General features: G+C 50.2%; 9 protein-coding genes. All 9 read right to left on the reverse strand.

Features of this window, described 5'->3' with window-relative positions; genetic code table 11:
* Positions 1–22: 22 nt before the first annotated feature.
* On the reverse strand, positions 23–1948 hold the full coding sequence (locus tag BLR64_RS03515; RefSeq protein WP_090712275.1) for a stage V sporulation protein D: 1926 nt from the start codon (positions 1946–1948) through the stop codon (positions 23–25).
* Positions 1949–2092: 144 nt separating this feature from the next.
* Entirely contained in the window at positions 2093–4330 is a 2238-nt protein-coding gene (locus tag BLR64_RS03520) for a penicillin-binding transpeptidase domain-containing protein (protein WP_090712277.1), read from the reverse strand.
* Between the two features lie 44 nt (positions 4331–4374).
* Positions 4375–4770, reverse strand: a complete 396-nt coding sequence (locus tag BLR64_RS03525) for a hypothetical protein (protein WP_090712279.1) — start codon at positions 4768–4770, stop codon at positions 4375–4377.
* A gap of 26 nt (positions 4771–4796) precedes the next feature.
* A complete protein-coding gene (gene rsmH, locus BLR64_RS03530) occupies positions 4797–5750 on the reverse strand; it encodes a 16S rRNA (cytosine(1402)-N(4))-methyltransferase RsmH (protein ID WP_090712281.1) in 954 nt (317 codons plus the stop codon).
* A gap of 41 nt (positions 5751–5791) precedes the next feature.
* The gene (gene mraZ / locus BLR64_RS03535; protein WP_068726372.1) at positions 5792–6229 is read right to left on the reverse strand and encodes a division/cell wall cluster transcriptional repressor MraZ; all 438 of its coding nucleotides are present in this window, start codon (positions 6227–6229) and stop codon (positions 5792–5794) included.
* 427 nt (positions 6230–6656) lie between these two features.
* Positions 6657–7928 carry an adenosylhomocysteinase gene (locus tag BLR64_RS03540; protein WP_090712283.1) on the reverse strand — a complete coding sequence of 424 codons (1272 nt, stop codon included), beginning with the start codon at positions 7926–7928 and terminating at the stop codon, positions 6657–6659.
* 36 nt (positions 7929–7964) lie between these two features.
* Entirely contained in the window at positions 7965–9596 is a 1632-nt protein-coding gene (bshC, locus tag BLR64_RS03545; protein ID WP_090712285.1) for a bacillithiol biosynthesis cysteine-adding enzyme BshC, read from the reverse strand.
* A 168-nt stretch (positions 9597–9764) separates the two neighbouring features.
* Positions 9765–10685: an ABC transporter ATP-binding protein gene (locus tag BLR64_RS03550; RefSeq protein ID WP_090712287.1), complete on the reverse strand. Its 921-nt coding sequence runs from the start codon at positions 10683–10685 to the stop codon at positions 9765–9767.
* Between the two features lie 502 nt (positions 10686–11187).
* A complete protein-coding gene (locus BLR64_RS03555; protein ID WP_277471108.1) occupies positions 11188–12132 on the reverse strand; it encodes an ABC transporter permease in 945 nt (314 codons plus the stop codon).
* Position 12133: the final 1 nt, after the last annotated feature.

Raw genomic sequence — 12133 nt, forward strand, 5'->3', positions numbered from 1 at the left:
AAGAAGACTGGCCCTACCTCTATCATTGACTGGAATTCCCCATATAAATCCTGATAGTTGAGCCTTGTTCAACCCTCGCTCCGGCTTTCGGAGCCTGATTAATGACAGTGTTGCCGGTGCCTGAACGGGCTAACGTAAAGTTCATGTTCAGGTCCTCGTAAATGTCCTGGACTGTAGCTCCTGTTAGATCGGGAACGGTAACAATCGGAGTTTCACCTAATTTATAGGTTTTGGGAAGCTGGTCTGTTCGTTCAGGAACATTCAGATAATGCAGGGAATCCTCCAGTATGTTCTGTACGATCGGAGCAGCTACAACCCCCCCGAACTGTATTCCCTTTGGATTATCAACCGCAGTGTAAACTACAATCTGCGGATCATCCGCAGGAGCAAAGCCGATGAATGAAACGATGTGCTCGGTCGGAGAATAGCGGCCGTTAACTACCTTTTGTGCCGTCCCTGTTTTGCCTCCCACCCGGTAGCCGTCAATAAAAGCCGGCCGGCCGGTGCCTTTGGCAACCACGCTCTCAAGGGCAGCCCGCACCTTCTTCGAAGTTTCCTCCGAAATGACCTGCCGGACTTCCTTGGGCTGAACCTCGGATACAGTCTCGCCCGTCTCCGGATTGATCCAGGCCTTGGCCACATGCGGGGTATACAGCTTGCCGCCGTTAATCGCTGCTGATACCGCAGCAATCTGCTGAATCGGCGTTACCGAGACGCCTTGGCCGAAAGCGGTGGTGGCAAGCTCCACCGGTCCAACCTGGGACAGCTTGAACAAAATACCGCTGGCCTCTCCGTTCAAATCTATACCTGTTTTCGTGCCGAACCCGAAATCACGGATATATTTGAACAGCGTCTCCTTGCCGAGCCGCTGGCCCAGGGCGACAAACCCGGGGTTGCAGGAATTCTCGACCACTTCAAGAAAGGTCTGGCTGCCGTGCCCGCCCTTTTTCCAGCAGCGGAGTCTGGCGCCCCCGACCTCGGCATAGCCCGGATCAAAAAAACGCTCATTCTGCAAATCCACCTTGTTCTCCTCCAGCGCGGCTGCAAGTGTAATGATCTTGAAGGTGGACCCCGGTTCATAAGTCATCCAGATAGGCAGGTTGCGGTTATAAACCTCAGCATCATATTCCTTGTAAGCGCCCGGCTCATAGCCCGGCCGGCTGGCCATTGCCAGTATCTCGCCGTTTTTGGGGTTCATTGCAATCGACCATGCACCCTGGGCCTGATACTTCACCATCGCCTGATCCAGCTCACGCTCCATAATCGACTGGATCTGCTTATCTATGGTCAGCTGCAGGCTGAGCCCCTCCTGGGGTTCATTATATTTCTCGGAGGAGCCCGGCATCAGCCTCCCTCCTGCATCGGACAGATAGGAGACATTACCTGCAATACCCTTGAGCAGCTTATCATAAATGCTCTCTATGCCCGTAATCCCCTGGTTATCGATTCCGGTAAACCCGAGAATATGTGCTGCCAGATCACCATAAGGATAGTACCGTTTGTTGTCCTCAGCCACAACGATGCCCGGCAGCTGCAAATCACGGATGCTCGCGGCAAGCTCCATCGTAATTTTGCGGCCGCCGGGCTGTAGCTTAACCGATGACTCACGTTTGGACATCAAAGTGACCAGCTTCTCTTCAGTCATGCCAAGGAGCGGAGCCAGCTGCTGTGCTGTCTTCTGCTTATCCTTAACCTGCACGGGAACGGCATAAACCGTAGGCGAGCTGACATTATAAGCCAGTGCCACACCTTCACGGTCCAGTATCTCTCCGCGCTTGGCGGTATAAGGAATATTGCGGCGCCACGACTCTTCCGCCTTGGCGCTCAGCTTCTCGCCCTGATAGAGCTGCACATAGGCAAGACGTACAGCCAGTGAACCGAATAACACAGCCAGTCCCAGCAGTGTCCACAGCATTCTCCGCCGGGTTACAACCTTAGAAACCTTCATACCGCGTTCCCCCGCTTTCCCTCGTAATAGACATGATAGACATGATCTCTTATCTTCATGACTATTCGGGACAAACAGGGGTTAGAACAAGCCTCATTTGCGGGCAAAGTGAGATATCCATTAGGCTGAATTTGTAATGAATTTTTAGCCGCCTGTATCTCCGACATCCGCTGTTTCTTCTTCCGCTGTAGATACCGGAATATCTTCACCGTATTCATTGATCGGACTCAGCTTCAGCTGTACCAGCTTTTTGCCGTTTGAAGTGGTTTCCGTCTGCTCGGTAACATATCCTTCACCCTCTACTGAAATACCTACCTTCAACAGATTGAGCACCTCGAGCGCATCCCGCAGCGACTGTCCTTTAAGATCAGGAATAGAGGCCTGATCGCTTTTCTGGCTTAACAAATAGATTCTCTGCCCCGCAGCGAGCAGCGTCTCTGCTTCCGGATACTGGCTGACGACACTGCTGCCGCTACCGACCGTTTCGAAATCAAAGCCCTGATCTATCAGAAATTTTCTGGCTTCCTGCATCGTTTTACCTGTCAGATCAGGCGCGGAGCGCTGAACAGAAGATGTAGTTTTGCCGGTTACAGAGGCACTGCTTCCATCGTCGGTTGTAACTTTAGGAACCCCCATATAAGGCAATGCCTCGGATACAATCTCTTTGAACACCGGACCTGCAGCAGCACCACCGCCGACAGCATCAGCAGGCTCATCAATGACAACATAGACGGCAATCTTCGGGTTGTTAGCCGGTGCGTAGCCGAGGAAGGAAGAACGCACTTTGTCGCGGTCATACCCGCCCTTACCGTCAGGCTTAATTGCAGTACCGGTCTTGCCCGCCACTCGGTAGCCCTCAATGTAGGCATGGCGTCCGGTTCCATGGTCCAGGTCTGCAACTACCTGCTCCAGATAGCTGCCGGTTTCCCTGGCACTTTCCTCGGAAATAACCTGGCGTACCACCTGCGGCTGGGTTACTGTAGTTTTGCCGGTGTTGGGATCGGTAGTCTCCTTAATTACGTGAGGCACCATCAGTTTACCGCCGTTGGCGATGGCCGACATGGCAGTAAGCTGCTGAATCGGAGTCACCTGTACCTTGCCGTGCCCGTATGCGATCGTCGCGTTTTCTGAAGCATTGTTCGGTGTCGGATTAACAAGTCCACTGATTTCACCTGGCAGATCAATACCAGTAGGACTGTTAAATCCGAAATCATCAACGTATTGCAGCAGTCTCTCCGGACCAAGCATTTCATACCCGAGCTTGACGAAGGCAACGTTACTTGAACGCTTCACGCCTTCCAAAAAGGAGATTTCCCCATAACCGCTTCTATTCTGGTCGTACAGCGGCTTTCCGTATCCCTTAATACGGATAGAACCGGACTTAAAGGTTGCATCTGGATCGAACAAATTCTCCTCCACCGCTCCGGCAAGCGTTACAATCTTGAAGGTGGAGCCAGGCTCAAATCTAGTTTTGATGGCATGGTTAAAAAATACTCCGGGATCAGAGGCATACTTCCAGAATTCATTAGGATTAAAGGTCGGCATATTGGCCAGACCGAGAATTTCCATCGTATTTGGATCAGCGGCAATAACCGTTATACTCTTGGGCTTGTACTGGTCATATGCCTTCTGCATGGCTTCTTCAATGTAACGCTGAATTGTACTGTCAATAGTCAGCTTGATATTGGTTCCGTTAACTGCAGGCTGATAGGTATCCTGGGAGTCCGGCAGTTTGATCCCTTTGCCGTCACTCTGATAGTAGAGCTTTCCGTTAGTCCCCTGAAGCTGTTTGTTAAAATAACTTTCCAGCCCCATGATGGCTTCGCCGTCACGGTTCGTATATCCCAAAATATGCGCAGCAAGAGTACCTTTGGGATAATAGCGCTTCTGCTCCGTAATCAGACCGATTCCGGTTTCGAGTGTGTTATGTTTCTCCTCCAGCTCTTTATTGAACTCTTTCACTTTATCCGCGAGCTCTTTATCAATTTTCCAGCCTTCATTGCGGATTTCGCGGTTCTTCAGGTAATTGCCGCTGTCATCCTTGGCCTCCACCAATTTCTTCAGCTCAGCCTCCGGCTTGCCCAGCAGGTCATGGAGTCCCTTGATGACCTCTTCCCCGATTCCCTTTTCAGCGATGACCTGAGGGTTTACAACGACTGTATACGCCGGCACATCACTGGCCAGAACACTACCGTTACGGTCTTCAATGGTACCACGCTTCGCTTTGATAACCGAGGTATGTGCCCACAGGTTAACGGCCTTTTCATGCCAAAAATCATTCTGCATGACCTGAATCCAGAATACCCGGACGACTAAAACAAGAAAAAAGAGGGTAATACACCCTCCTATAAACAGCGTGCGAAGTTTTATTCTCTTGACCATAAGGTAACCTCACAAACTCTATTATTGCAGCCTCACCAGGACCGCTAATTGTCGTTTTCGTCAGCTGCCTTACCGTTTGCAGACACATAGATTGCAGAGTCTTCCGGAGGCTGGATATAGCCCAGCTTCTTGGCTTTCTCGGCAACCAGCTGTTCCAGCGTCTGCTTTTCCATCTGATAGGTGGCAATTTGTTTCTGTGTCTCTGCAATGGTGCTGTCCAGCTTTTGAGCCTGCAAATTCAAATCATAAATATGGACGTAACGCCAAATCAGGGCGACAGCCACCAGTACAAAAGCCGCCAGCGTCAGCATATAAATCAGCTTTTCCTGCGTCGGCAGCACCATCCGTCTGGTGACGACTTTCGTCTTCTCGCGGTAAAGCGGGTTTACCTCTTGTTTTCTCTTAGGTTGAACTGCTAAATTGCCGCGGGTATAGGCCATCTCTCTGACTCTCCTTTATCGTCGTTTTATAACTTCTCTGCAACGCGCAGTTTTGCTGAACGGGCACGCGGGTTCTGCTCAAGCTCTTCCTCGGAAGGCACCAGCGGCTTACGGTTAACCAGCTTTAAGGTGCCTTCAGCGCCGCATACGCAAAACGGAAAGTCAGGCGGGCAAGTGCATCTGCTTAAATAGCTGCTGAAAATCTGCTTGCAGATCCTGTCCTCCAGCGAATGGAACGTAATAACAGAGACTCTTCCTTCAGGCGCGAGACAGCGTACAGCTGCATGCAGACCTTCTTCAAAAGCGCCCAGCTCGTCATTTACGGCAATTCTAAGGGCCTGAAAGCTGCGTTTTGCCGGATGTCCGCCTGTTCTGCGCGCCGCTGCCGGAATTCCTTCCTTGATCAGCTCCGCCAGCTCGCCGGTACCTGTAACCGGCTGTTCCTCGCGTCTTTCCACAATCTTCCGGGCAATCCGCCGTGAGAATTTCTCTTCCCCATACTGGAAAAGCACCCGGGCAATTTCCTGCTCAGGCCATGTGTTGATAATTTCGGCTGCTGTCAGCTCTGCGGACTGGTCCATCCGCATATCAAGCGGGGCATCATGATTATAGCTGAATCCCCGCTCCCCTTCGTCAAACTGGGGCGAAGATACGCCTAGATCATACAGTATGCCGTCTACCTGCGGAACGCCGTCCTTTTGCGGAACAAAAGGGAGACTCTTCAAGACCTGTTCAAGGTCACGGAAGTTGGTCTTAACAAGCACCACTTTCTCCCCGTATGCTGCCAGCCGTTCCTTAGCATTCTCAAGAGCCCAGTCGTCCTGATCCAGACAGATCAGCCGGCCGTTGCCGCTAAGCTTGGACGCTATCAGAGAACTGTGTCCGGCTCCTCCAAGTGTGCAGTCGACATATATGCCATCCTCTTTGATGTGCAGCCCCTCTGTCGCTTCTTCCTTAAGCACCGTGATGTGGTGAAACAAGCTGCATCCCTCCAGGGCAGTATTCGAATTGTGTACGTGTGTTATAAGTCAAAATTGAAATCAACCAATTTCTCGGCAATTTCGTTGAACGATTCCTCTGATTGTTCGAAGTACTGTTCCCATAGCTCTTTGTTCCAGATTTCCACCCGGTTCGAAACGCCCAGAATAACACAGTCCTTTTCCAGCTTGGCATATTGCCGCAAATTCCCCGGCAGATTAACCCTGCCTTGCTTGTCCCATACACATTCCGTCGCTCCCGAGAAAAAGAAGCGGCTGAAGGCACGGGCATCCGATTTCATCAGTGAAAGGCTTTTGAGCTTTTGCTCCATGATTCCCCATTCTTCCATGGGATAAACAAATATGCAGGAATCGAGGCCGCGGGTCGCGACGAATGAGGCACCGAGCAATTCACGGAATTTAGCCGGGATAATGATCCGGCCCTTGTCGTCAATGCTATGCTGGAACTCCCCCATAAACATCGGTTTACCCACTCCTTGTTACCGATTCCCCACTTTGCCCCACTTTACACCACCTAAGCATAATAGATTCGCTATTAAAAATCAAAACCCTTTTTCATAGCCGAGGTAATTTTTTCTTATTTGTCAAGTCATCATTTCTACAATTCTTTGCAGTATTATTCGGCCTTTTTTCTTAAATAATTTCAAATCAGTAACGAATAAAAGTGTATTTCCGCATAAAAGGGGGTACATATTATCATGATTCCGAATAAACCCGGACTTAAGACGGATAAATACAGGAGAAACAGCATGGGTATATCTATCGGGGAAATACAAAAGCGGCAGACTGACTTTAACAGCTTACCGGCGCATATTGTCCATCAGACAGCAAAATACCCGGGCCGCTGTAATGGCTTCCGGGCATTTTACAGATCCTCACACCATTTAATTAATCATTCAGATTCCAGCTGTCGAGATATTCAACTTGAGCAGGAGTCAGGCTGTCAATCGAAATTCCCAGGCTCTCCAGCTTGTAGCGGGCTACCTGCTCATCCAGCTCGTAAGGAACATTTTCCACTTTGACACCGATGTTTTTGTAATTGTCGTTTACATATTTGAGCGACAGTGCCTGCAGGGCAAAAGTCGTATCCATAATTTCTGCCGGGTGACCGTCCGCCGCGCCGAGATTAACCAGTCTGCCTTCAGCCAGCAGATAAAGCTTGCGTCCGTCCTTGAGCTTATATTCTTCGATATTTTTACGCACTGTACGCTGGGATACGGAACGCTCGGACAATTCAGGCTTGTTCACTTCCACATCGAAATGCCCGGCGTTGCAAAGAATCGCTCCATCCTTCATCACATCATAGTGCTCACCGCGGATGACATAACGGTTACCGGTTACGGTAACGAAGAAATCCCCATGCTTGGCTGCTTCCAGCATTGGCATGACCTGGAATCCGTCCATATGCGCTTCAACAGCCTTGATCGCATCTACTTCTGTTACAATTACATTCGCTCCGAGACCCTTGGCACGCATGGCTACACCTTTACCGCACCAGCCGTATCCGACTACAACCACCGTTTTGCCGGCTACAATCAGGTTGGTTGTGCGGACAATGCCGTCCCAGGCTGACTGGCCTGTGCCATAACGGTTATCGAACAAATACTTGCAGTAGGCATCATTAACAGCTACCATCGGGAACTTCAGGATACCCTGCTTCTGCAGCGCCTTAAGACGGATGATGCCCGTAGTTGTCTCTTCTGCACCGCCGCGGATATTCTCCATCAGATCCGGGCGCTCCGAGTGCAGCAGTGTTGCGAAATCGCCGCCGTCATCAATAATCAGATCCGGCTTGCTTTCCAGCGCTCTGATGTTCAGAGCCTTGAATTCCTCCGGAGTCGGATTATATTTGGCGAATACTGTAATTCCGTCTTCGACAAGCGCTGCACAGACATCATCCTGCGTAGAAAGGGGATTGGAGCCGGTAATTGTCACTTCAGCGCCGCCGGCCTGGACTACCTTTGCAAGATATGCTGTCTTTGCTTCCAGATGCAGCGTAATCGACACCTTCAGCCCCTTGAACGGCTGCTCAGCTTCGAATTGCTCACGGATACGGTTCAGAACCGGCATATGCTGGCGTACCCAGTCGATTTTGAGATGGCCCTCAGGGGCCAGCGACATATCTGCTACGATACTGTTTTGCTTCGACAATGAACTCATTTGAAAACCTCCCGAAAGTTGGATTCACTCATTTCCCTACATATATAATATACGGTGCGTTCCACTGAAGTCGGCAGGCATCTCCATCAGCTCATCCAGCCAGGACAGACCATAGCGGTTCAGGTAGTACATCACGTTGTATACTCTCTCCTGCAGCTTGCCCGCAGGCATCAGTGAGAGCTCGATCCGTTCCCACTGACGCAGGGCAGCTTCATTCTGCTTCTCCATTGCATCCTGGGCTTTTGTCTGTAAAAAGGAAATCTGGTCGATAATTTTCTCTTTGTTGTTCTGGCCCAGCTTGAGCAGCCCGGCCTGAATAGTCCCCAGCTGTTCAATCAGCGGCTCATAAATCGCTGTAAAAGACTCCTTAACCTCGTTGAACCGGGATTCAAGCTTCAATTCATCCTGGGCAGCCAGCCATTCCTTGCGTCTGTCCTCAAGGCCGGCATACACATCATTGAAGGAAAGCCCGTATTTATTCATATGCTTATGCAGTGTGCCCTCAATGATCGTAAAGGACATGCGCGGCATAATAAGCGGCATCCGGTCTCCTACAACGCCAAACGCCACATGCGGTATTGCCCAATACGCAATCTCCCCCTGCCCCAGCACAGTGGCCAGCACCGGCAGAACATAATTCTGCATCAGCGGGCGGGTTAAGACGTTGTTGCTGAACCGCTCGGGATGTTCCTTCAGCACCGACAGCAGCTCGTCCCGAGTAAAAGAAACCGTTCCTTTGCGGTCACTGAATCCGTCATCTGTCTTATGCAGCAGGAGCCGCGCACCCTCATGGATATAAAAGAGATTCGCGTTGCCAGGCGTTACCTCAGCCTGCAGCTCGTAACCGGCAGCTGTAATGTTCTCTGCAGCCTGCTTATAAGCTACCTCCAGCTCATCGTTCCGTTCAATCAATGTAGCGAAGAAAGGACGCTCAAGAGCACGCAGTGCGGGATCTGCAGAATCCAGCAGAACCAGTCCGAATCTGCCGAACAGTGAACCCATCAGCTTGGCAAAAGCATCGCTCATACAGCACGCTGTCTCCGCTGATTTGCGGATAAACTCCATAATCTGCGGTTTAAATTCACTCTCCTGCAGCATACCGTCCAGCAGCTCAGTCACTTGTTGCCAGCCATCCGGCCCTACTGTAATCGCGCTGACTGAAGCCCGCGGTCCTTCAGGCTTGTCTACTTTTAGTTTGGAAATTTCTCCGGTCCTGCTTAATACAAAAGTATGGTTAACCTCATCCCAGTCATGATCCTCACCGGCGATCCAGAATAACGGGACCACAGGCCGCCCAAGCTGTGCAGCAGCTTCTTTGGCAGCTAGAATTGCCGTTACCGCCTTATATATAACAAAGAGCGGTCCGGTAAACAGGCCGCTCTGCTGTCCTCCTGTAATGACCAGTGTTCCGGGCTGTTCCAGCAGAGCTAATGCCGCCATCACTTCCGGGTAATTATTATGCTGCTGATTATAGCCCCGCAGGACCGAAGTAACCTCGATGCGGCTGGCACGCTGAAGCTCTGTACTGTCCAGCCATTCTGCCCGTTCCCTCCGGCTCATTTCGTTTCGGAAATCCCCGCCGTACAGCTTATCCACTGCTTCATAATGCCCTATATAGTCGCGTGCGAGCTTAGACCCGCCCGGTAACGGTTCCGGTACTACATTCATCTGCAATTGCCTCCTGTTCTACTCTGTCTGCTATATATGTAAACATACATCTAGTCCATAAACTCTATATGATTGTATCCAAAGTAACGGCGCGCGTCAAAGAAATCCGTCTGACGCATAACAGGCGGGAGCTCAACGCTCCCGCCTGCATCGGTACAGCTGTATGATTTAAGCAAATCCTTTGGCAACAAAATGGCCTTTGGAAACTTCAACAAGCTCAAAGTCACTGTCATTTGATTTTTCGCTGGCTGCATATATCGGGCTGCCAAGCTCACCCTGTAAATGAATCCGCTTTTTGTTTGCTTCCACCTCTGGATCCGGCTCAGGAATCGCCGAAAGCAACGATTTGGTGTAAGGATGGAGAGGGTTGGCATACAGCTCTTCACTCTCTGCCAATTCCACCATTCTGCCCAGGTACATAACCGCTACACGGTCACTGATATGCTTAACCATGGACAGGTCATGCGCGATAAACAGATAAGTCAAGCCCAGACGATCCTGCAGCTCTTTAAGCAGGTTGACAACCTGTGCTTGGATCGACACGTCAAGTGCAGAGATCGGCTCGTCACAGACGATGAATTTAGGATTTACTGCAAGTGCACGGGCAATCCCGATACGCTGGCGCTGTCCGCCGGAGAATTCATGCGGATAACGGGTAGCATGGTCATGATTGAGACCAACCATATCCAGCAGCTCTTCAATCCGTTTTTTACGCTCGGCGCGGCTTCCGCCCATGCCGTGAATATCCAGTGCTTCACCGATAATATCAGAAATCGTAAAGCGCGGGTTCAGCGATGCGTACGGATCCTGAAAGATCATCTGCATATCGCGCCGCATAGCTTTCATCTTACCAGGTGACAGCTTGTAAATATCCGTACCATTGTATTTCACGCTTCCGGCAGTCGGTTCATACAGACGGAGAACCGTACGGCCAGCAGTAGTTTTACCGCAACCGGATTCGCCTACCATCCCAAGGGTTTCGCCTTCACGGATGGAGAAATTAATATTATCAACAGCCTTAAGAACTTTACCCTTGCCCACATTAAAATATTTCTTAAGACCTTCAACTTCAATAAGGTTCTTACTCAAACGTACTGCACCTCCTTGGCCATCGAATGAATATTTCAGCGGTGCTCCATATGCGTTCCGCTGAATTCCGTGACGCCGGGACTAAACCGTCTGCCCGTATGCATTGCTTAGCTGCAACGCGCAGAGCACGGACAGCCGCCGGCGGCATAATCAGATCGGGGGAACCGATGAATGAAATCAGCAGCCCGCCCTACATTTAGTTCTTTTGCGGCAGTTCATTCATGATATTCATGATTGGCTCATACCACTGAAGAATTCGTGGGGATATTGGTTAAAGCGAGCCTCAGCATAATGATGCCGGCTATTTCAAGAATCTCAATACCTTTTTTCGCTTCGGCCGCTGACTTTTCTGATGTTAGATCAAAACTTCGTTTATCTGTTTGCCCAAATTGATCGTCAGGTTCAAGAAGTCACCGGGTCTTGAAATATCATGCCAATATCTTCACCGCGAATACTTTTAATTTCTTTCAAAATTTATTCCACAGACCGTTTCCTGATCCGGCTATTTTTTCAGCTTAGGGTCGAGCGCATCGCGCAGTCCATCACCAAAAATGTTAAAGGAAAGCATGGTCAAGCTGATTACCAGCGCCGGGAAAATCATTCGCCACGGATAGTACAACCATCCAGTCAACGAGTCATTAATCATAGAACCCAGAGAGGCAACCGGTGCCTGTACACCCAGTCCAAGGAAGCTCAGGAACGCTTCAGAGAAAATTGCGCTTGGAACGGAAAGGGTAACGGTAACGATGATAGGCCCCATCGCGTTAGGAAGCAGATGTTTGAACAGCAGGCGTTTCCAGTCAGCCCCCATAGAGCGGGAAGCCAGAATGAATTCACGGCTCTTCAGCTGCATAATTTCGCCACGAACAATCCATGACATGTTGATCCAGCCTGTAATTGTAAGGGCCAGGATGATAGTCCACAAGCTCGGTTCAAATACTACGAGCAGCATAATTACTACAAGCAAGTAAGGGATCGAGTACAGGATTTCGGAGAATTTATTCATTATGGTATCGACACGTCCGCCGAAGAAGCCCATAATACCGCCGTAAATAACACCGAAGATCAAGTCAATACATGCAGCGGCAAGACCAACGATCAGGGAAATACGGGCCCCCATCCAGGTACGGACAAACACGTCACGTCCGAAATCATCTGTACCGAATAGGTGCTCCAGGGACGGCGGCTTATTCGTACTCATCAGATCATTTGAGTCATACGTGTAAGGAACCAGGTGTGGTGCTACAATGGCCATAATAATAATCACAAGCATAATAATCAACGCTGTCATTGCCATCTTATTCTGACGCAGACGCTCCCACGCATCCTGCCAGGCGGAAAGGCTTTCACGCTGAATTACTTCTGCTTCTTTGTCATTAATGTCAATTTTACGAAAGTCCTCAGGCTTCAGTTCAACCTGTTTAACCATATTGTCATTAACAGCCAAC

This window comes from Paenibacillus typhae (genome assembly GCF_900099765.1).
In the GTDB taxonomy this organism is placed as follows: Bacteria; Bacillota; Bacilli; order Paenibacillales; family Paenibacillaceae; genus Paenibacillus_AQ; species Paenibacillus_AQ typhae.

Bases quoted from the DNA above. Each gene is read 5' to 3' on its own strand.
- BLR64_RS03515 (WP_090712275.1), bottom strand. From the start codon at position 1,948: ATGAAGGTTTCTAAGGTTGTAACCCGGCGGAGAATGCTGTGGACACTG.
- BLR64_RS03520 (WP_090712277.1), bottom strand. From the start codon at position 4,330: ATGGTCAAGAGAATAAAACTTCGCACGCTGTTTATAGGAGGGTGTATT.
- BLR64_RS03525 (WP_090712279.1), bottom strand. From the start codon at position 4,770: ATGGCCTATACCCGCGGCAATTTAGCAGTTCAACCTAAGAGAAAACAA.
- mraZ (WP_068726372.1), bottom strand. From the start codon at position 6,229: ATGTTTATGGGGGAGTTCCAGCATAGCATTGACGACAAGGGCCGGATC.
- BLR64_RS03540 (WP_090712283.1), bottom strand. From the start codon at position 7,928: ATGAGTTCATTGTCGAAGCAAAACAGTATCGTAGCAGATATGTCGCTG.
- bshC (WP_090712285.1), bottom strand. From the start codon at position 9,596: ATGAATGTAGTACCGGAACCGTTACCGGGCGGGTCTAAGCTCGCACGC.